Below are 20,674 nucleotides of genomic sequence, written 5' to 3' on the forward strand. Positions count from 1 at the left end.
CCGCTTCATGTCGCGCGGGTGATCCGGTCAGAGCCCCATGCAGAGTCTGCGGGCGTCGTAGATGGCAGCGTGGACCCCGCGGTGCGCCACGGCATCGCCGATGCGGAAGAGACTGAAGCCGCCACCTGGGTCGGGCACGGGCTGTGGGGAAGCGTCGGCCATCGCCATCAGGTCGATCTGGCCCCGGTTCGCCGACTTCGTGCGGAGCTCGGCGTAGACCTCGTCGATCGGGATCGTCCCCTGTTCGACGACCACGAGATCGGCCTCCCGGGTGGACTCGATGTCGTTGTAGGTGTGGCGGAGACGGGCCTCCAATCGGCCGCCCGACCGGCGCACCTCGAGAAGTTCTTGATAGCTCTCGGTCACGACCCCGTTGCTCGTCAGGATGCGCAGATAGTCCGGGCGCACCGTATGGGTGATGTCGTGGCCGATCTCATCGTCGATGGTGAGCATGCGGACGCGGTTGCCGGCTTCGGCGAGATATTCGGCGGTGGTGGCGGCCTGCTCTCCACCGTGAGCGTCGTAGACGATGACGTCCTTCCCGGTCGGCGCCGGCCTGTTGAGTACATCGGCCGTCGAGACCACGAAGCGTTCTCCACCTTCGGGAAGCTCGGTGTCCGGTAGGCCCCCGGTCGCGACGATGACCACATCGGGTGACTCCGCCAGCACGTCATCCGCTTCCGCGTACCGACCGGTGCGCAGTTCCGCACCCGCGAACCTCGCCTCGGCGGCGAGCCACTCGGAGATCGAGCGCTTCTCGGACTGACGGTGGGGGCGGGACATCGTCAACACTTGACCGCCCACCTGCGAGGCGGCCTCGAAGAGGACGACATCGTGGCCCCGCTCCGCGCTCACCCGTGCGGCTTCGAGGCCGCCGGGGCCACCGCCGACCACGACCACCTTGCGACGCGGACCGGCGGTCGGGCTCACCAACTGGGGGATGGTCGCCTCACGGCCGGTCGACGGGTTGTGCAGGCACAGCGTGTCGACACCGTTGAGGCAGTAGCTGGCTCCGACGCACGGGCGGATGCGATCCTCCTCTCGGCGTTCGATCTTGCGGACGATGTGCGGGTCGGCGATATGCGCGCGGGTCATGCCCACCAGGTCGATCAGGTCCTCGCGCAGCGCGTGCCGGGCGGTGGCGAGATCGGCGATGCGGCCGGCATGGAAGACCGGCACGTCGACCGCCTCCTTGATGCGGGAGGCGACCGGCAGATGGGCCCCGAGTTCGCGCCCGAAGGGGGGCATGACATCGGCGAGCTCACGATGGGTGAAGCCCGCGCCATAGACCGTCGAGATGTAGTCGAGCGCGCCGGTGGCGGTCAGCATGCGGGCGATGTCGACGGCCTCGCCCGGGCCGATGCCGCCGTTGACGCCCTCGTCACCGGGGAGTCGGATGCCGACGACGAAATCCGATCCCACGGCCTCGCGCACTGCGTGGACGATCTCCAGCACGAAACGCGCGCGGTTCTCCAGGGAGCCGCCGTACATGTCGTCGCGCTGGTTGGACCGGGGCGCGAGGAACTGGTCGACGAGGTGTCCGGCGAGGCCGGCGATCTCGACGCCGTCCAGGCCGCCTCGCTTGGCTCGCAGCGCGGCGGCTGCGTAGTCCTCGAGGATGCGGGGGAAGTCGAAGTCTTCCATCGCCTTCGGGTAGCTCCGGTGGGCTCGCTCACGGATGGCAGACGGGCCGACGGTCGGCAGCCAGTGCCCCGAATGGTCGTCGCCCCGGCGGCCGATGTGCGTGATCTGTACCATGACATGTGAGTCGTGGCGATGCACCCGTTCGGCGACATCGGCGTAGAACGGCAGGACCGCATCGGAGCCCGCGTTGATCGAGCCGAAATGACTGAGTGAGTCGAGCGAGACCGCGCTCGACCCGCCGAACATGGTCAGGCCGATGCCGCCGCGCGCCTTCTCCTCCTGGTAGAGCGCATAGCGCTCGCCAGGGACGCCTCCTTCGCCGACATATCCGGCGGGAGCGTGGGCCGAACTGAAGATCCGGTTCTTGAGGGTGATGGAGTTGAGCCGCAGTGGTTGCAGCAGGGGGTCAGCCATGGTCGTCCTTCGTCATCGTGTCGCATCGAGGCTAGGGACGTGACGGCCGGGACGATATGGACGGACGTCGAGAGTTCCCCCGGCGGGAATTGAACAGTGCGAGCGCTCCTCAGCGCTCGTGTCCGGGAAGCGCCGGGCGAGACCAGCGGGCTGCGCAGCAAGCGCCGGTAGCCGGTCTCCCCGGTGGGCAGAGCCAGCACGGCGAGGGAGAGCGCGATGACGAGTGCGGGCGTGATCGCCGCGGCTGGCCACGGCCCTCCCGCAATGCCCCAGGCGAAACAGCCGAAGGTGAGCGTCATGACCGGCAGCGTGAACCAGGGCGAACCGATCCATCCGAACGGCCACATGTCGGGGTGGCGATACGAGCGCCGATCCGGACGCATCACTCCATCGTGCCGGGAACGGCGTCCGATCGCTCGGCGAGGTTCTGTTACTCGCGCCCGCGCGAATAACCCGTCGACCCTCGCGCGGGACCCTGCCGGTGATGGACTCCGTCGGGTCCAGGCCTTCCTACGATCGAAGCGAGCCCGGCGGGCTGTGCGCCGGGCTGTCCATCACCTCGATCCAGGAGAGATGTGTTCCCCTCACCAGCCCCCTCCCATCACGCTCGACGACGCCGACTGGCGTGCGCCCTCGCGACCGGTGTCGTGGCCACGGTGGCGGTCACCGCGTTGCCCGCCGCCGCCGATGTCCCCGGCGAACGCCCGGAGCTCGGACCCGACAAGTCGATCGCCTTCTATGTCGGCAAGGACCTCACCGAGGACGGCCACCCGCTCATCGGCGGCTTCGGCCACGAGCCCTCCAGCCATTGGGTCGAGGTCGTCCCGGCCCAGGACCATCCAGAGGGCTCCACGGTGACCGTCGGCGTCACCGAGGATGCCGACATGCCCGGTGAGCTGACCGAGATCCCGCAGGTCGAGCACACCTTCGGCTACATCACCTCGAACTACTCGGAGTTCACCGGCCTGCCGGCGCCGCTGATGAACGGCGGACTCAACGAGAAGAATGTCGCCGCCCGCGATGTCTGGTCCAACTCTCGTGAGGAGCTCTGGGACATGACCCCCGAGGACCAGACCGGACCCCAGTACTCGGACCTCTCGCGCTTCGCGATGGAGCGTGCCAGCACGGCCCGCGAGGCGGTTGAGATCCTCGGCGAGCTCATCGACGAGCACGGCTACAGCACGTACGGCGGCAACTCGCACATGTTCGCCGACGAGGACGAGGGCTGGATCTTCATCGAGTACTCCGGCGGCGAGGGCCTCTGGGCGGCCGAGCGTCTCGGACCCGACGAGGTCCGGGTGTCCTACCCGGGCTACATCCAGGAGTTCCCGACCGAGGCCGTCGAGGGTGACGACCCCGACTACCTCGGATCGAGCAACCTGGTCTCCTTCGCCGAGGAGCAGGGCTGGTACGACGCGCAGACCGATGACCTCTTCGACCTGCAGGAGGTCTACCAGCAGCCCTTCCCGACCGATCCCTTCGAGGTCGGCGAAGTGGCCGACCCCGAGGACCCGGCGCCCTACCGGAATCCGATCTCGCTCGAGGCCGAGCTCCAGGAGCTCGCCCCCGTGTCGCTGCAGGACATGATGCGTCTCGTGCGCGATCCGCGCTGGTCCGATGACCGCTCCGGCTACGGACAGGTCGCGGAGCTGCGATCGGATCTCGCCGACCCGCGTCTCGCGACCCTCTGGCTCGCCCCCACGTCGGCCGTCACGGCCCCGTACACGCCCATCGCGATCGGCACCGAGTCGCTGCCCGAGGAGCTGACCCAGCACCGCTACCTGACGGCCGAGGCGAGCGGCACCTACCTCGATCCGGCTTTCGCCGAACAGGAGGCGACGGAGTACGCGACCCAGACCTACAAGCGGCTCATGTACGCCACGTGTGCGCGCCCGGACGAGTACCTCGGTGAGGTCACCGCGGCCTTCGAGGGCTTCGAGGCCGGGGCACTGGACGAGTGGTCCGATGTCCAGGAGGAGGCGGCGGGTCTCGTCGAGGACGGCGACGATCCGTCGGCCGTCCTGACCGACTACACGACCGACAACGCACTCGACGGCCTCGCGCTGGGCAACCACCTGCTCGACGACATCCTCGCCCGGTCGAGGGAGGACGGCGGCCTCCGGGCGCCGGATATCGACGTTCCCGAGGGAACCACCGGATCGGCGCGATCGCAGTCGATGGTGCTCGGGGCGCACGGCGATATCGCGAGCTCGCGGGATCGGATGAACTGCGATCTCGGGGGCGGCTGGGCCGACGGCTCCACGCTCGATCGGCAGGGTGAGTACGGCGATCCTGGCGACGTGCCGGACTTCTCGGCCGCGAGTATCTCGGGTCGTCCCGAGCTCAGCGACGACGGGGGCAATGCGACGGCCCTCGTCCTCGGCCTCGGAGGCCTGATCGTGGGTCTGGCGCTCGGCGCCCTCGCCCAGGGGCGCCGCAAGCGCGCGTGAGCGAGGAGGGGGTCCGGCGACCGCCGGACCCCCTCATCCGCGTGCCAGGAACTCGCCGCGCTGGAGGATCAGGCGGCGCAGATAGGGACGCAGAACGAGGACGGCCACCATCCGGCCCAGGAGACCGAAGGGGGCCGCGAACTCGATCGTGTCGGTCATCAGCGTGCCGCCGTCGACCGTCTCGAAGCGATGCTCGTGTCGAAACCGGGCGAAGGGACCGAAGACCTGCTCGTCGACGAAGCGGGTGGGCTCCTCCACCTCGGTCACGGCAGCCGTCATCGTCCACCACAGGCCGAAATGCCGAGCCTGCCAGGTCACCCGGTCGCCGAGGCCCAGCCGCCCGGACGCCGGCCCGGAGACCACGCGCTCGCGGGACCGGGACTGCGAGGCGGTGTGGGCATGGATGTCCAGGGCCGCATCGAACAGTGCCTCCGCCGAGCGCGCGCTGAGGGTCTGGACGCGAAAGCCCGCCATGTTGCGCAGCATACCGGCGCTCCGCCGCCGGAGGGCGGATTCTGCCGGTGATGCCGTTCCCCCTAGACTGGAGTGCGGCTTGCGCGAGCCCCGCGCCGCGCTGCCCCCATGCTTTCGATCAACTCAGGAGTCAACAACGTGAAGAGCAGCACCGAAACGCTGAGCCCGACGCGGGTCAAGCTCACCATCGAGGTGCCGTTCGAGGAGTTCAAGTCCCACCTCGACAAGGCGTACAGGTCCATCGGCTCGCAGATCACGGTGCCCGGCTTCCGCAAGGGCAAGGTCCCCGCCCCGGTCATCGACCAGCGCGTGGGTCGCGCCGCCGTCCTCGACGAGGCGCTGAACTCCGCGCTCCCCGGCTGGTACAACGAGGCGCTGCAGGAGCAGACGCTCCAGCCCCTCGGGCAGCCTGAGATCGACCTCGCCAAGTTCGACGACGGCTCGGACATCGAGGTCACCGCCGAGGTCGACATCCGTCCGTCGGTCGAGTTGCCGGACCTCAAGGGCATCGAGCTCGAGGTCGAGGACGCCGAGGTCACCGACGCCGATGTCGACGAGCAGCTCGAGGCGCTGCGCGAGCGCTTCGCCACGTACACCGAGGTCGAGCGTCCCGCCGCGGACGGCGACTCGGTCACCATCGACCTCTCCGCGGCACAGAAGGACGGCACCCTCATCGAGGAGGCGCAGGCCAGCGGTCTGCCCTATCAGGTGGGCAAGGCGACCATGATCGAGGGCCTCGACGAGGCGCTCATCGGCCTGGAGAAGGGCGCCAGCGCGACCTTCTCCACCCAACTGGTCGGCGGCGAGCTCGCCGGTGAGGAGGTCGACGTCACGGTCACGTTGACGGAGGTCAAGGAGCAGCATCTCCCCGAGGTCGACGAGGAGTTCGTGCAGATGGCCTCGGAGTTCGACACCGTCGAGGAGCTGCGCGCCGATCTCGTCGAGCGCCTCACCCGCGGCAAGCGGATGGAGCAGGCCGCCGAGGCCCGCGACCTCGTCCTGGAGAAGATCCTCGACCAGATCGAGGTGCCGCTGCCCGACAGCCTCGTCGAGACCGAGGTCACCGCGCGCCGCGACCAGATCAAGCAGCAGCTGCAGTTCGCCGGCCTGACCTTCGAGGGCTACCTGGAGGACCAGGGCCAGACCGAGGAGGAGTTCGAGGCCGAGCTCGAGCGCGGTGTCCGCGACTCGATCGCCGCCCAGTTCGTCCTCGACCAGGTCGTCGAGGACAACGAGTTCGACATCGACGATCAGGAGCTGAGCCAGCACATCATGCGGCGAGCGCAGGAGTCCGGTCAGGACCCGAACCAGTTCGTCCAGCACATCATGGAGCACAACCACGTCCCCGAGATGATCGGCGAGGTCATGCGCGGCAAGGCGCTCGCCTCGCTCGTCGAGGGCGCGACCGTGAAGGACAAGTCCGGCAACGAGCTGGATCTCGCCCGTCTGCGCGCCGACGGCTCGCTCGCCGACGAGAACGAGGCCGAGACCGAGGCTGAGCAGCGGTCGAACTGAGCTCCGTTCTCCCAGGCTGACAGGCGCTGTGCCGATCATCGGCACAGCGCCTGTTCGCGTACCGAGCACTGCACCATGCCGGTGAGTCATCAACCACTACGTACGGGCGCCCCACACGCCAGGACCTAGGCATCGGTCACGACATTTCGACACACCGGGTCCCCCGAGGCAGACTGGGGTCATGCCCACGACCCCGGCTCGCACCACCGATATCGCCGCGCTGGTGCTGACCTATGGCGATCGTTTGGTCCTCGGCACGGTGCGCGATACCCACCGGGCCGTGGCGCGCCGCGCGTTCGCTCCCACACGACCCTTCGGCGGGCGGCGCGTCGAGCGGGCGCATGATGCCGCCAGCGACGCGGTCTACGGGACGATCTCCGGTGCCCTGAGAGCCGTCGGCGGAGGCGCTCGATCGCTGTCGCGGCGGGGTCTGGGGCGGCCGGTGGAGGCGACCCGCTACGGACGCCGGTTGCAGTCCGTCGTGAACGGCCTGATCGGCGACGAGCTCCGAGCCGTGGATGATCCGCATGCCATCACGATGCAACTGCGCTCGAACGGACGCGATGTCCCCGCGACGCCGTGGTCGTTGAGCCGGGCGTATCCCGATGCCACCGGGCATCTGGTGATCTTCGTCCACGGTCTCTGCGAGGACGACGAGTCCTGGCGGGCGGGGGCAGGGGAGAGCCACGTCGAACGCATCCGTCGCGACACCGATGGCACGCCGGTCGTCATCCGTTACAACTCCGGTCTGCACATTTCCGAGAACGGCAAGCATCTGGACACCCTCGTCGACGCCGTGGTCGCCGCCTGGCCCACGCGGGTCACGAGGATCAGCCTCGTCGGACATTCGATGGGCGGGCTGGTCGTGCGTGCGGCGACGAACCATGCCATCGCCGCGCAGCGCGAGTGGACGGGGCTGGTGCGCGACATCGTCTGCCTCGGCACGCCGCACACCGGTGCGGCGCTGGAGAAGGCGGCCCATCTCGGAGCCCGGGTCCTCGCCTTATGGCCGGAGTCCAGTGCGTTCGGCGAGATCCTGCAGGCCCGCTCGGAGGGCATCGTCGACCTGCGGCACGGGTACATCTCGATCGATGAATGGCAGGGACAGGATCTGACCGCCCGCTGGGGACTCGACCGCATCGCGGCCGCGCCCTTGCCGCACGCCGACTATCACTTCGTCGCCGCCACGCTCGGCGCTCGCAGGGGACACGTCGTCAGCCTCGTCCTGGGCGATCTGCTGGTGCAGCTCTCGTCCGCGCACGGGAGCGCGCGTTCCGGCGAGGTGGTCCAGGGAGCACGGTTGGAGTACCTGCCCAGTGCCCACCACTTCGCCCTCCTGCACCACCCCCGGGTCGGCGCCTGGCTCGTGGAGTGGCTCAATTCCCGATATCGCTCGCCTCGGGCGCTCCCGACCGGGTAGTCTCCGGCGCATGGTGAACAAGAGTTACATCGGCGCCAGCATCGACATCGCGGCCACTCCGGCCGAGGTCTGGGCCGTGGTCAGCGACCTGCGCCGGATGGGTGAGTGGAGCCCGCAGTGCCGCAAGATGTTCATCAAGGGCGGTGTCGTCCAGCGCGGCACCTCGACGATCAACATCAACCGCCAGGGACCCCTCGTCTGGCCGACGCGATCCATCGTGACGGAGTTCGTGCCGGAGCAGCGACTCCAGTTCGTCGTGCGCGAGAACAGGACCCGCTGGACCTTCGAGCTGGAGGCCACGCCCGAGGGCACGCGGCTGACGGAGAGCCGCACGACCCCGAAGGGGGTCAGCGACGTGTCCAATCTGCTGACTCGACGGGTACTCGGCGGCACCGAGCGCTTCGAGGACGGCCTGCAGAGTGGCATCCACCAGACGCTGCGACGGATCAAGGACGCTGCGGAGGCCCGATGAGCCCGCTGAGAAGGCCGGCTGTCGCGCCGCTGGAGGCCGAGCGTACGATCGCCGCCGGCCCGGCGCAGGTCTGGTCGGTGCTCGTCGACGCCGCGCGGATGCGTGAGCTGAGCCGGGAGACCGTCGCACAGGTCTTCGTGCCTCGGCGACTGCGCCGTGGCACCTGGAGCCTCAACCTGAACCGCAGCGGCTGGTTCGTCTGGCCGACGGTGAGCCGCTACGTGCGGGTCGTCCCGCGGCGACGGCTCTGCTTCTATGTCTTCGGCCCGGCGGCATGGTGGACCTATGACCTCGAGCCGGTCGACGGCGGCACGGCGGTGCGGCTGCGTCGCGACCTCAGCGGCGGCCGGTCGGCCTGGCTCAGCATCATCATCGCCGGTATCGGCCTCGGCGGGGCTCCGGCACACGACCGCGCCCTCGCCCGGGACATGGTCGACACCCTTGAGGGGCTGGCTCGCGCCGTCGAGCGGTGAGTTGTCCCGCATCCCTCGCGTGGGCGGTGGGCTATCCCGCACCCGAGCCGCGAGCGGCTCGCGCGGACGCGATCTGCCGACAGCGAACAGGGACGCCGGTTGCGTGTCTTCAGCCCCGGCGCCGTCTAGGGTCGGTGACGTGAACACTCCGATGACTCCCCAGTTGTCCGCTGAGGTCGGCCCTTCGGATCTTGACGGCCACATCTACAACCGCCTGCTGAAGGAACGCATCGTGTTCCTCGGCGCGGAGGTCCGCGACCAGAACGCCAACGCGATCTGCGCTCAGATGCTGCTGCTCAATGCCGAGGACCCGGACGCCGACATCCTCTTCTACATCAACAGCCCCGGTGGCTCCGTGGACGCCGGCATGGCGATGTACGACACCATGCAGTACGTCTCCAACGATGTCGTCACGCTCGGCATGGGCCTGGCCGCGTCGATGGGTCAATTCCTGCTCGCCGCGGGCACCCCGGGCAAGCGCTACGCGCTTCCGCACACCCGCATCATGATGCACCAGCCCTCGGGCGGCATCGGCGGCTCAGCGTCGGATATCCGCATCCAGGCCGAGCAGTCGATCCTGCTGAAGAAGCAGCTCAACGAGCTGCAGTCGCAGCACTCGGGTCAGTCGGTCGAGCAGATCGAGCTGGACTCCGACCGCGACCGCTGGTTCACCCCCGAGCAGGCCAAGGAGTACGGCCTGATCGACCACGTCGTCTCGACCGCAGGAGATGTCCGCCGATGAGCTACTACATCCCGCAGTGGGAGGAGCGCACGTCCTACGGGTTCCGGCGCGTCGATCCCTTCGCCAAGCTGTTCGAGGAGCGCATCATCTTCCTCGGCACACCGATCACCGATGACGTCTCGAACGCCCTCACTGCGCAGCTGCTGTGCCTGCAGTCGATGGACCCCGACCGCGATGTCAGCATCTACATCAACAGCCCCGGTGGCTCGTTCACGGCGCTCACGGCGATCTACGACACGATGCGCTACATCAAGCCCGATGTGCAGACCTTCTGCACGGGCCAGGCGGCCTCGGCCGCCGCTGTGCTGCTGGCCGCCGGCACGCCGGGCAAGCGTTTCGCGCTCCCCAACAGCCGGGTACTCATCCACCAGCCCTACACCGAGGGCACGGGCGGACAGATCTCGGACCTGGAGATCCAGGCCAATGAGATCCTGCGCATGCGTTCGCTCTTGGAGAACATGATCGCGGAGGCCTCGGGCAAGACACCCGAGGAGGTCAGCCGCGATGTCGAGCGCGACAAGATCCTCACGGCCGCTGAGGCCAAGGAATACGGGATCATCGACCAGGTGCTCGACACCCTCAAGACGCCGGGATTCTGACCCCGTCGTCGTTGCGACACGGCACGACCCGCCCCGGCGACGTCTGCACTCTCGTCCGAGTCGCGGTTATCGTGGACCAATCCACGACGATCCGCTGCGGACGATGACGCCGCCGGGGGCCGCGCCGCGGCTCACTCGAAAGGAAGCGCCTGATGGCACGCATTGGCGAGACCGCCGACCTCCTCAAATGCTCGTTCTGCGGTAAGAGCCAGAAGCAGGTCAAGAAGCTCATCGCCGGGCCCGGCGTCTACATCTGCGATGAGTGCATCGACCTCTGCAATGAGATCATCGAGGAGGAGCTCAGCGAGAGCGTCGAGGTCAGCCTCGGCGAACTGCCCAAGCCCCACGAGATCTTCGACTTCCTGGGCGGCTACGTCATCGGCCAGGACCGCGCGAAGCGGTCCCTGGCGGTCGCGGTCTACAACCACTACAAGCGGGTCCAGGCCCAGGCCTCCGGCCGGATGAATGCCGGCGAGGGCGTGGAGCTGGCCAAGTCCAATATCCTCATGGTCGGTCCCACCGGTTGCGGCAAGACCTACCTGGCGCAGACCCTCGCGCGGATGCTCAATGTCCCCTTCGCGATCGCCGACGCCACCGCGCTGACCGAGGCGGGCTATGTGGGTGAGGATGTCGAGAACATCCTCTTGAAGCTCATCCAGGCCGCCGACTACGACGTCAAGAAGGCCGAGACGGGCATCATCTACATCGACGAGATCGATAAGATCTCGCGCAAGAGCGAGAACCCCTCGATCACCCGCGATGTCTCCGGTGAGGGAGTGCAGCAGGCCCTGCTGAAGATCCTCGAGGGCACCACGGCCTCCGTGCCGCCGCAGGGGGGACGCAAGCACCCCCACCAGGAGTTCATCCAGATCGACACCACCAATGTGCTGTTCATCGTGGGCGGTGCTTTCGCCGGCCTCGAGGAGATCATCGAACAACGCAGCGGCAAGCAGGGCCTGGGCTTCAATATCGCACCGGTCGAGGAGGATGCCGCGCCTGCGGCTGAGAAGCTCTACTCCTCGGTGCTTCCGGAGGATCTGCTGAAGTTCGGCCTCATCCCGGAGTTCATCGGTCGCCTGCCGGTCATCGCGGCGGTCGACAAGCTCGATCGCGCGGCCCTCGTCTCGATCCTCACCGAGCCCAAGAACGCGCTGACCAAGCAGTATGCGCGCCTCTTCGATATCGACGATGTCGAGCTCGAGTTCACCGACGAGGCCTGCGAGGCGATGGCGGATCTCGCCCTCGCCCGCGATACCGGGGCGCGTGGTCTGCGCTCGATCATCGAGGCCGTGCTGCAGCCGATCATGTACGACATCCCCGCCCGTGAGGATGTCGCCAAGGTGATCGTCACTGCCGACACGGTCACCAGCGATGCGGTGCCCACCGTCCTCACCCACGACGAGGTCAACAAGAAAGCCAGCTGACTGTTCGGTACGCCGACCTATCGGCCGCTAGGCTGTGTCGATGACCCCTGTCGACCTCACCCTCTTCGGCGCGACCGGCTTCACCGGAGGCCTGACGGCCGACTACCTCGCGCAGCATCTCCCTGCCGACGCTCGTTGGGCCGTCGCCGGCCGTTCCGCGGACAGGCTCCAGGCGATCGCCGACCGCGTCGCCTCCGAGGGCGGAGTCGTCCCCGAGGTCGTCGTGGCCGACCACGGCGATCAGACGAGCATGCAGCGGATGGCGGCGGGGACGCGTGTGCTCGTCTCTACGGTGGGCCCCTATCTGCAGTACGGCGAGCCCGCGGTCAAGGCCGCCGCCGAGGCGGGGATCGGCTATCTCGACCTGACCGGCGAGCCGGGCTTCGTCGACGCGATGTGGTTGAAGTACCACGAGATCGCCCGTAGCACAGGTGCTCGGCTGATCCATGCCTGCGGTTTCGACTCGGTGCCCTATGACCTTGGCGTCCTGGACCTCGTCGAACGGCTGCCCGTGGATGTCCCGATCACCGTCAAGGGCTATATCCGCGCGAATGCCTCGTTCTCCGGCGGCACCTACCACTCGGCCGTCACGCAGTTCTCTCAACTCGCCCTCGCCGAGCGCGTTGCCGCCGAACGCCGTAAGCACGAGCGGCGGCCGGAGGGCCGCCGCGTGCGCGGTGGCGGCAGACCCGGACGTGCCTCGGGGGTCCGCGGCTACGCCGTGCCGCTGCCGACGATCGACCCCCAGGTCGTCCTGCGGTCGGCGCGAGCGCTCGAGGTCTATGGACCTGATTTCCGCTATGAGCACTTCGCGCACTTCCACACGGCGCGCATGGCGATCGCCGCCGGGCTCGGGCTGGGGGCCGCGGTGCTCGGCGCCCAGTTCGGGCCGACCCGCCGGCTGCTGCTGAAGGCACAGAAGGCGGGGGACGGGCCGAGCCAGGAGCGACGGGCATCGTCCTGGTTCACCCTGACCCTGGTGGGCGAGGGCGGAGGCGAGCACGTCGAGACGGAGGTCTCCGGCGGCGACCCCGGATACGACGAGACGGCCAAGATGCTCGCGGAGTCGGCGATGTGCCTGGCCTTCGACGACGTGCCGGAGGCATCGGGTCAGCTGACCACCGCGGTCGCCATGGGTCGTCCGCTCATCGACCGCCTGATCGCCGCCGGCATCACCTTCCGCGCCCGCTGACGGCTCAGGTCAGGCCACGCGGCGGACGGCGGGCAGATCGAGCAGATCCTCGGGCGTGGGCATCTGAGAGCCGGGCAGAGAGGCCGCGGCGCTGCCGTAGGCGACCGCGAGGGCCAGGCACTCGCCCGGGTCGGCACCGCGTATCGATCCAAGCAGGTATCCCGCCAGCGAGGAGTCGCCGGCTCCGACCGTGCTGCGGGCGGTGATGCGCGGGGCTTCCGCCGACCAGATGCCCTCGCGACTCAGCAGGAGTGCCCCCTGCGCGCCGAGGGTCAGCAGGATCGCGCCCAGTCCTCGTTCGAGGAGCGGACGTGCCCGCTCGCCGGCCTGTGCGGGATCGCCCTCGAACTCCGAAGCCGGGACGCCCAGCAGTTCGCCCAGCTCGTCGGAATTGGGCTTGATGAGGGCGAGCGATGCGGGAGCCCGTTCGACGGCGGACGCGAGCGCGGCACCTGAGGTGTCCAGGGCGACGGGAGCCTCGAGCCGTTCCGCGAGCTCGCCGTACCAATCCGCCGGGGTCCCGGGAGGCAGCGAACCGCAGAGGGCCGCCCACGAGGCGTCGACGCTGGCGGTGGCGAGCGCGGCGGCGAGCCGGTCGCGGACGTGCGGTGCCAGCTCGGGACCGGGCTCGTTGATCTTGGTCGTGGTGCCGTCGTCCTCGGCCAGGGTGATATTGATACGCAGCGCCGATCCCAGCGGCACCGACTCGTGAGGCAGGCCCTTCTCGCGCAGTCGGCGCATCAGCGGATCGTCGTCGTCGCCGGGAAGCACAGCGAGCGTCCGCACACCGGCCGCGCGCACGACCTGGGCGACGTTGACGCCCTTGCCGCCGGGATCGTCGTGCGTCGTGCGGGAGCGAATGACACCCCCTCGACAGAGCGGGGACGCCAACTGGATGGTCCGGTCGACGCTCGGATTCGGCGTCAGGGTCACGATCATGCGCGGAGCACCTCGATTCCTGCCTCGCGCAGGGGCGCGAGGGCGTCATCGTTCGCGCCGGAGTCGGTCACGAGGACGTCGACGTCTGCCAAGTCGGCGAACGTGAAGATCGGTTCCGCGCCGAGTTTACTGGAGTCGGCCAGCATCACCACGCGCCGAGCAGCACCGACGAGCGCACGTTTGACGGCCGCCTCGTCCGCATCGTGCGTGCTGAAGCCATGGGATTCGCTGATGCCGTTGGTGCCGACGAAGGCCACGTCGAGGCGCGTGTGACGGTAGGCCTCGACCGCGTGCTGTCCCACCGCGGCTCCGGTGATACCGCGGATACGCCCGCCGATCACATGGATGTCGGCGGTCTCGAGGGAGGTGAGCTTCGCCGCGATCGGGACGGCGTGGGTGAGCACGGTCGCCACCGCATCAGTCGGCAGCGCGTCGACCAGCTGTTCGACGGAGCTGCCGGCGTCGAAGCCGATGCTGCCGCCATCGGGGACGAAGTCGAGGGCCACCTGGGCGATCCGCTTCTTCTCCTGCTGATATTGCGTCTCACGCTGGGCAAGCGCGGTTTCACCGAGCAGCGAGCGTGCCGGCACCGCTCCGCCGTGGACGCGTTGCGCGAGTCCTTCGCGTTCGAGGACGGCCAGGTCGCGGCGCACCGTCTCTCCGGAGACCCCGAACTCTGCCGCCAGCTCGACCACCACGAGACGCCCATCACGCAGCAGACGTCCGGCGAGCATCGCCTGGCGTTCAGCGGCGTACATGGCACCTCCCTGGGTGACCGATCGTGAGGATCATCGTGGTTTTGTGTGGATATTAGCCCACGGGTCGCCTACCTCGCGACTGACTGTCTGTCGGTAGGCTCAGTGCATGGCCCAGATCACGTTGCACGGAACCGCTGTCGTGCCGGGCGTCGGCAGCGGTCCGGTCGTCCGTCCCATGCCCCGCCCCAGCGTCCCCGCCGAGGATCCTCAGATCGATGTCTCCGAAGGCAGCGAGAGGTTCGCCGCAGCCGCCGAGGTCGTCGCCGAACGACTCCAGGAGCGTGCCGGCCGGGCCAGCGGCGCCGCGTCGGAGGTGCTGACGGCGACCGCCGGGATCGCTCGCGACCGTGGCCTCGTCGCCCTGGTGCAGAAGCGTCTCGGCGAGGCCAATGGCCTATACGCCGCGATCGACGGAGCGGTCGACGATCTCGCTGCCATGTTCAGATCTGCCGGTGGGCTGATGGCCGAGCGGGTCACCGACTTGCGCGATGTGCGCGATCGCATCGTCGCCGAGCTCTCCGGTCAGCCCGAGCCGGGCATCCCGGCGCCGGCCGAGCCGGCCGTGCTGCTGGCCGATGACCTCGCTCCGGCGGACACCGCCGGCCTCGATCCGGCGCTCGTCGTAGCGATCGCGACCTCCCTCGGCGGACCGACCAGCCACACCTCGATCATCTCGCGACAGCTCGGGATCCCGTGCGTGGTCGGAGTGGAAGGACTCGACGATGTCGAGGTGGGCGTCCCGGTCCTCGTCGACGGTGCGACCGGCGACATCGTGGTCGAGCCGGACCCGCAGATGGTCGTGGACCGCACGGAGGCCGCGCGCAGGGTCGGCGAGGCCGCCGCCTCGTGGACGGGTCCGGGTGCCACCTCCGACGGTCACCGCGTCGAGATCCTCGCTAACGTGCAGGACGGTGCTTCGGCGCGAGCGGTCGCCGAGAAGCCGGTCGAGGGGGTGGGCCTGTTCCGCACCGAGCTGTGCTTCCTCGATCGTGAGACCGAGCCGAGTGTGCAGGAGCAGGCCGACATCTACCGGCCTGTGCTGACGGCGCTGGGGTCGCGCAAGGTCGTCGTGCGGACCCTCGACGCCGGCTCGGACAAGCCGGTGGCCTTCGCGACCATTCCCGACGAACCCAATCCGGCACTCGGTGTGCGTGGGATGCGGCTCGGACAGCGCGATGAGGGACTGCTCGACCGTCAACTGGAGGCGATCGCCCAGGCAGCCGGGGACGCCGAGGGACCGGTGTGGGTCATGGCTCCGATGGTCGCGACCGAGGACGAGGCCGCCTGGTTCGCATCGCGTGCCCGCTCGGTCGGCCTGGTCCCGGGGGTCATGATCGAGATCCCCAGCGCCGCGCTCCACGCCGATCGTCTGCTGCGGCATGTCGACTTCTTGTCGATCGGCACCAATGATCTCGCCCAGTACACCTTCGCCGCAGACCGCATGACGCCGTCCTTGGCTGCGCTCAACGATCCGTGGCAGCCCGCGCTGCTCGAGCTCATGGCCATCGCGGCACGTGCGGGCCAGGAGGCGGGCAAACCCGTGGGCGTGTGCGGCGAGGCCGCGGCCGATCCGCTGCTCGCCTGTGTGCTGACGGGGCTCGGGATCACGTCGCTGTCCTCGGCCGGCACCGCCGCTCCGTTGGTGGGGGCGAAGCTCTCCACGGTGACCTTCGAACAGTGTCAGCAGGCCGCCGAGGCCGCCCTGGCCGCGAGCACCCCCGAGTCCGCCCGCGACGCCGCCCGCGCGATCACCGGCTGACCTGTTCTAGTCCGCGAGTATGGCCTCGACGGTCAGCTCGGAGGCGGAGTCATCGGAGATGGTGGTGACGTCACCGGTCACCCGGCCCGCCGCCTTCACATCGTCGAGCGCCAGGCCGAGGGTGTCCAGGTCCGCGGCGCGCCCGGCGATGGTCACGGCCGTGACCTCGGTGCGCTGGCTGACCTTGGCGGTCGACTTGGCTCCGCGGATGCCCGCGAGCGCCTGTGCCGCCACCGTCAGCAGCCCGGCGTCCTGGGTCTCGCCCGCGAGATCGGCCTCGACGGTCGGCCAGGCGGCACGGTGGATCGAGCCCTCCCGCCACCAGGACCAGACCTCCTCGGTCACATACGGCAGGAACGGTGCGAGCAGCCGCAGCTGCGTCGAGAGCGCCAGCACGAAGGCGGCCTTGGCCGACTCGCCTGCGGCATCGTCGCGTCGTGCCCTCTCCTTGACCAGCTCCAGGTAGTCGTCACAGAAGTCCCAGAAGAACTTCTCGGTGACCTCGAGAGCAGAGGTGTAGTCAAAGGACTCGAAGTGCTCGGTCGCCTCGCATACCACCGACTGGAGTCCGGTCAGCAGTGCGCGGTCGAGCGGCTCGGTGACCTTGGCCGGGTCGAGGAAGGACGCGTCCGCACCGAGGCCGTAGGCGTCCTCGGCCGCGAGCACGAACTTGCTCGCATTGAGCACCTTCATCGCCAGGCGGCGGCCGACCTTCATCTGCGCCTCATCGAAGGGCGAGTCCGCGCCCGGGCGCGCTCCGGCCGCGCGCCAGCGGACCGCATCGGCGCCGAACTTGTCGATGATCTCGTCGGGCACCACGACATTGCCCTTGGACTTGCTCATCTTCTTGCGATCCGGGTCGACCACGAAGCCCGAGAGCGTCGCGTACTTCCAGGGCACGGTGCCGAACTCCTGGTGCGCGCGCACCAGCGAGCTGAACAGCCAGGTCCGGATGATGTCGTGCCCCTGCGGGCGGACGTCCATCGGGAAAGTGCGCTCGAAGAGGTCGTTGTCCCGCTCCCAGCCGCAGACCAGTTCTGGGGTGAGCGAGGAGGTGGCCCAGGTGTCGAGCACATCGGGGTCGGCGATGAAGCCGCCCGGCACGCCGCGCTGCGACTCCTCGAACCCGGCGGGCGGCTGCGAGGCGGGATCGACCGGCAGCTCGGCCTCTGTCGCGAAGATCGGGTCCTCGTAGTCCGGCTCGCCATCGGCGTCCAACCGGTACCAGACCGGGAAGGGAATGCCGAAGAAGCGCTGGCGGCTGACCAGCCAGTCTCCGTTGAGCCCCTCGATCCAGTTGGTGAGCCGCGACTGCATGTAGGCCGGCACGAAGGTGATCTCGTCACCGCGCTTGATGAGCGCCTGCGCCAGTTCGCTGTCGCGGCCGCCGTTCTTGAGGTACCACTGGCGCGTGGAGACGATCTCGAGCGGCTTGTCGCCCTTCTCGTAGAAGTTCGCCATGCGCTGCGTGGGCTTCGGCTCGCCGTCGAGGTCGCCGGACTCCTGGAGCGCCTTCACGGTGAGCTCGCGCGCGGAGAAGACGGTCTTGCCCGCGAGCTCCTCATAGAGCGCGCGGCCGCTGTCGGCGGCGATCCACTCGGGGGTCTCACGCAGGAACCGGCCGTCGCGGCCGATCACCGTGCGGTTGGGCAGCTGGAACTGACGCCACCACTGCACATCGGTGAGATCGCCGAAGGTGCAGCAGTGCACGATGCCCGAGCCCTTCTCGGGGTCCGCGGCGGTGTCGGCGATGACCGGCACCTCGACGCCGAAGAGCGGCGAGGTCACGGTGCCGCCGAACAGGTGCTGGTAGCGCTCGTCGTCGGGGTGGGCGATCAGCGCGACGGCCGCTGCGGTGAGCTCGGGACGCGTGGTCTCGATGTGGACGGGACCGTCGGCGTGCTGGTAGGCCACGCGGTAGTAGTGGCCGGGGTACTCGCGGGCCTCCAGCTCGGCCTGGGCCACCGCGGTCTGGAAGGTCACGTCCCACAGGGTGGGCGCATCCTGGCTGTATGCCTCGTCGCGCGCCACATTGCGCAGGAAGGCGCGCTGGCTCACGGTCTGCGCCTCAGCGCCGATCGTCGTGTAGGTCTGGGTCCAGTCGACCGAGAGGCCGAGCGTGCGCCAGAGCTGCTCGAAGACCTTCTCGTCCTCGTGCACGAGCTCATTGCACAGCTCGATGAAGTTGCGCCGGCTGATCGGGATCTGCTTCTTGGGGTCCGGCTTGGCCGGGGGAGTGAACTCCGGGTCGTAGGGCAGCGACGGATCGCAGCGCACGCCGTAGTAGTTCTGCACGCGTCGCTCGGTGGGCAGGCCGTTGTCGTCCCAGCCCATCGGGTAGAACACCTCTTTGCCGCGCATGCGCTGGAAGCGCGCGACGACATCGGTGTGCGTGTAGCTGAACACGTGCCCGACGTGCAGGGACCCCGAGACGGTGGGCGGGGGCGTGTCGATCGAGTAGATCTCGTCACGCGTCTTGGTGCGGTCGAAGCGGTAGGTGCCGCGCTCCTCCCACGCCTGGGACCACTTGGCTTCGAGACCTTCGAGGACGGGCTTCTCCGGGACGGTGTTCACAGTCGCCCAGTCTACGGAAGTGCCGCCATCGCGGGTCACCCCGCGTCGGCCTGCCGACAGGCGCAATCGTGTCCGCGAGTGGGCGTAACCGCACCGCCCGCGGTTCTCGCGAAGGGAGCGTCGGAGCGGGAGATAGGCTGGAGGGGATGAATCCCACCCTGCGCGAGGTCGAGGCGGAGCTGCTCGCCCGCTGGCCCGAGACCAAGCTCGAGCCGTCGTTGGACCGTATCCGCGCGATATGCGAGCTGCTCGGCAGTCCGCAGGACGCCACCCCCCTGATCCAGCTGACCGGCACCAACGGCAAGAGCACCACCAGTCGCATGATCGACGCGCTGGTGCGGGCGTTCGGCCTCCGCACCGGCCGGTTCACCAGCCCTCACCTGCAGTCGATCACCGAGCGCATCAGCATCGACGGCGATCCGTTGACCGATGACGAGTTCGTGCGAGCCTATGAGGATGTCGTGCCTTTCGCACGGCTCGTGGACGACGAGCAGGAGCACCCCCTCTCGTTCTTCGAGATGATGGTCGCGATGGCCTATGCCGCCTTCGCCGATGCCCCGGTCGATGCCGCGATCGTCGAGGTCGGGATGGGTGGCAGCTGGGATGCTACGAGCGTCGCCGATGCGCGCGTCGCCGTCGTGACTCCCATCGGGGTCGATCATGCGCGCTACCTCGGTGACTCGCCCGAGCAGATCGCGGTGGAGAAGGCCGGCATCATCAAGCCCGGTGGACAGGTGGTGCTTGCCGGACAGCAGCCCGAGGTGCTCGACGTGCTCATGCGCCGAGCACTGGAGGTGGGCGCGCCGGTCGTGCGCGAGGGCATCGACTTCGGTGTCGAGAGTCGGGTCCCGGCCGTGGGCGGCCAGCAGTTCACGCTACTCGGCCTCAGCGGCCGTTATGAGGACCTCCTGCTGCCGCTGCACGGCGAGCACCAGGCTCGCAATGCCGCGCTCGCCCTCGCGGCGGTCGAGACGTTCACGGGGGCCAAGGAGCTCGATCCCGATCTGATCCGCCAGGCCTTCGGTGAGGTCCGCTCGCCGGGCCGACTGGAGATCGTGCGTCGTGGCCCTGCCGTGCTCCTCGACGCCGCCCACAATCCGCACGGTGTCGAGACGATGTTGCGCGCGGTGCAGGAGGAGTTCAGCTTCAGCCCGCTCGTCGGCGTCGTCGCGATGATGGGCGACAAGGATGTCGAGGAGATGCTGCGTCAGCTCGAACCGGTCCTGGCCCACATCGTCGTCACCGAGAACTCCTCGGATCGTTCGTTACCGGCCGTCGAGCTCGCCCAGGTCGCGGCGGACATCTTCGGTGGGGAGCGCGTCTCCTACGCCCCGCGACTCGACGCCGCGGTCGAGGAGGGCATCGCCCGCGCCGAGTCCGCCGAGGGATATGAGGACGCCGTCGGCAGCGGCGGCGTCCTGATCACCGGATCAGTCGTCACCGTGGGTGAGGCGCGCACGCTGCTCGGGGTGGCGGGGGAGGAGCGGCCGTGAAGCATCTGGCCATGGCGGTGCTCTGCTTCGAGTCGATCGTCCTCGGACTCTCGGCGCCGGTCATGATCATGGTCGAGGACCTCGATCCTGTCCTCGGCATCGCGATCGGCGTGGGCCTCGCGCTGGGGTGTCTGCTCGCCGCGGGCCTGCTGCGAACGCCCGTGGGTGAGTGGCTGGGACACGCCATCCAGGGCGCGGCGATCGCCCTCGGGTTCATCACCCCCGTCATGTTCCTCGTGGGTCTGATGTTCGCGGCGCTGTGGGGCACGGCGATCTGGATGGGACGCCGGATCGAAAGCGATCGCGCCCGCTGGGCCGAGCACGGCTGACCG

17 protein-coding genes are annotated in these 20,674 nt (G+C 68.8%); 12 read left to right on the forward strand and 5 right to left on the reverse strand.

What is annotated here, in order from left to right:
• Window positions 1-27: 27 nt before the first annotated feature.
• The gene (locus BHE97_RS04185) at window positions 28-2,058 is read right to left on the reverse strand and encodes an NADH:flavin oxidoreductase (RefSeq protein WP_087622766.1); all 2,031 of its coding nucleotides are present in this window, start codon (window positions 2,056-2,058) and stop codon (window positions 28-30) included.
• A 575-nt stretch (window positions 2,059-2,633) separates the two neighbouring features.
• Here BHE97_RS04185 and BHE97_RS04190 point away from each other — a divergent pair.
• Entirely contained in the window at window positions 2,634-4,508 is a 1,875-nt protein-coding gene (locus BHE97_RS04190) for a C69 family dipeptidase (RefSeq protein ID WP_201791306.1), read from the forward strand.
• 33 nt (window positions 4,509-4,541) lie between these two features.
• On the opposite strand, the gene BHE97_RS04195 is transcribed toward BHE97_RS04190, so the two are convergent.
• Window positions 4,542-4,982, reverse strand: a complete 441-nt coding sequence (locus BHE97_RS04195; RefSeq protein WP_087622798.1) for an SRPBCC family protein — start codon at window positions 4,980-4,982, stop codon at window positions 4,542-4,544.
• Window positions 4,983-5,120: 138 nt separating this feature from the next.
• Between BHE97_RS04195 and tig the strand changes: the two genes are divergently transcribed.
• The 8 genes from tig to BHE97_RS04235 all read left to right on the forward strand — a co-directional run bounded on the left by tig (window position 5,121) and on the right by BHE97_RS04235 (window position 12,819).
• A complete protein-coding gene (gene tig / locus BHE97_RS04200; RefSeq protein WP_087622799.1) occupies window positions 5,121-6,497 on the forward strand; it encodes a trigger factor in 1,377 nt (458 codons plus the stop codon).
• A gap of 181 nt (window positions 6,498-6,678) precedes the next feature.
• Window positions 6,679-7,917 carry a hypothetical protein gene (locus BHE97_RS04205; protein ID WP_087622767.1) on the forward strand — a complete coding sequence of 413 codons (1,239 nt, stop codon included), beginning with the start codon at window positions 6,679-6,681 and terminating at the stop codon, window positions 7,915-7,917.
• 10 nt (window positions 7,918-7,927) lie between these two features.
• Entirely contained in the window at window positions 7,928-8,389 is a 462-nt protein-coding gene (locus tag BHE97_RS04210) for an SRPBCC family protein (RefSeq protein ID WP_087622768.1), read from the forward strand.
• Window positions 8,386-8,862, forward strand: coding sequence for an SRPBCC family protein (locus BHE97_RS04215; protein WP_087622769.1), 477 nt, complete (start codon window positions 8,386-8,388; stop codon window positions 8,860-8,862). Before BHE97_RS04210 ends, BHE97_RS04215 begins: the two co-directional genes overlap by 4 nt.
• A gap of 151 nt (window positions 8,863-9,013) precedes the next feature.
• Window positions 9,014-9,604: an ATP-dependent Clp protease proteolytic subunit gene (locus tag BHE97_RS04220; RefSeq protein WP_087622770.1), complete on the forward strand. Its 591-nt coding sequence runs from the start codon at window positions 9,014-9,016 to the stop codon at window positions 9,602-9,604.
• Window positions 9,601-10,203 (forward strand): ATP-dependent Clp protease proteolytic subunit, encoded by a 603-nt coding sequence (locus BHE97_RS04225; RefSeq protein ID WP_087622771.1) that lies wholly within the window; start codon window positions 9,601-9,603, stop codon window positions 10,201-10,203. The genes BHE97_RS04220 and BHE97_RS04225 overlap by 4 nt, the downstream gene beginning before the upstream one ends.
• Before the next feature lie 152 nt (window positions 10,204-10,355).
• Window positions 10,356-11,627, forward strand: a complete 1,272-nt coding sequence (gene clpX, locus BHE97_RS04230; RefSeq protein WP_087622772.1) for an ATP-dependent Clp protease ATP-binding subunit ClpX — start codon at window positions 10,356-10,358, stop codon at window positions 11,625-11,627.
• Window positions 11,628-11,667: 40 nt separating this feature from the next.
• Entirely contained in the window at window positions 11,668-12,819 is a 1,152-nt protein-coding gene (locus BHE97_RS04235) for a saccharopine dehydrogenase NADP-binding domain-containing protein (RefSeq protein ID WP_087622800.1), read from the forward strand.
• Window positions 12,820-12,828: 9 nt separating this feature from the next.
• Here the strand turns inward: BHE97_RS04235 and BHE97_RS04240 are convergent, their stop codons facing one another.
• Entirely contained in the window at window positions 12,829-13,758 is a 930-nt protein-coding gene (locus BHE97_RS04240) for a 1-phosphofructokinase family hexose kinase (protein WP_087622773.1), read from the reverse strand.
• Window positions 13,755-14,516 (reverse strand): DeoR/GlpR family DNA-binding transcription regulator, encoded by a 762-nt coding sequence (locus BHE97_RS04245; RefSeq protein WP_087622774.1) that lies wholly within the window; start codon window positions 14,514-14,516, stop codon window positions 13,755-13,757. The genes BHE97_RS04240 and BHE97_RS04245 overlap by 4 nt, the downstream gene beginning before the upstream one ends.
• 106 nt (window positions 14,517-14,622) lie before the next feature.
• On the opposite strand from BHE97_RS04245, the gene BHE97_RS04250 reads away from it, so the two are divergent.
• Window positions 14,623-16,275, forward strand: coding sequence for a putative PEP-binding protein (locus BHE97_RS04250; protein ID WP_087622775.1), 1,653 nt, complete (start codon window positions 14,623-14,625; stop codon window positions 16,273-16,275).
• A 6-nt stretch (window positions 16,276-16,281) separates the two neighbouring features.
• Here the strand turns inward: BHE97_RS04250 and valS are convergent, their stop codons facing one another.
• Complete coding sequence (gene valS, locus BHE97_RS04255) at window positions 16,282-18,849, reverse strand: valine--tRNA ligase (protein ID WP_236757511.1); 2,568 nt, start codon at window positions 18,847-18,849, stop codon at window positions 16,282-16,284.
• Window positions 18,850-18,995: 146 nt separating this feature from the next.
• Here valS and BHE97_RS04260 point away from each other — a divergent pair, with 146 nt between their 5' ends.
• Both BHE97_RS04260 and BHE97_RS04265 read left to right on the forward strand, forming a co-directional pair.
• A complete protein-coding gene (locus BHE97_RS04260; RefSeq protein WP_087622777.1) occupies window positions 18,996-20,342 on the forward strand; it encodes a folylpolyglutamate synthase/dihydrofolate synthase family protein in 1,347 nt (448 codons plus the stop codon).
• A complete protein-coding gene (locus BHE97_RS04265; RefSeq protein WP_236757512.1) occupies window positions 20,339-20,671 on the forward strand; it encodes a DUF4233 domain-containing protein in 333 nt (110 codons plus the stop codon). The genes BHE97_RS04260 and BHE97_RS04265 overlap by 4 nt, the downstream gene beginning before the upstream one ends.
• Window positions 20,672-20,674: the final 3 nt, after the last annotated feature.

Source organism: Aeromicrobium sp. PE09-221 (assembly GCF_002174305.1).
In the GTDB taxonomy this organism is placed as follows: Bacteria; Actinomycetota; Actinomycetes; order Propionibacteriales; family Nocardioidaceae; genus Aeromicrobium.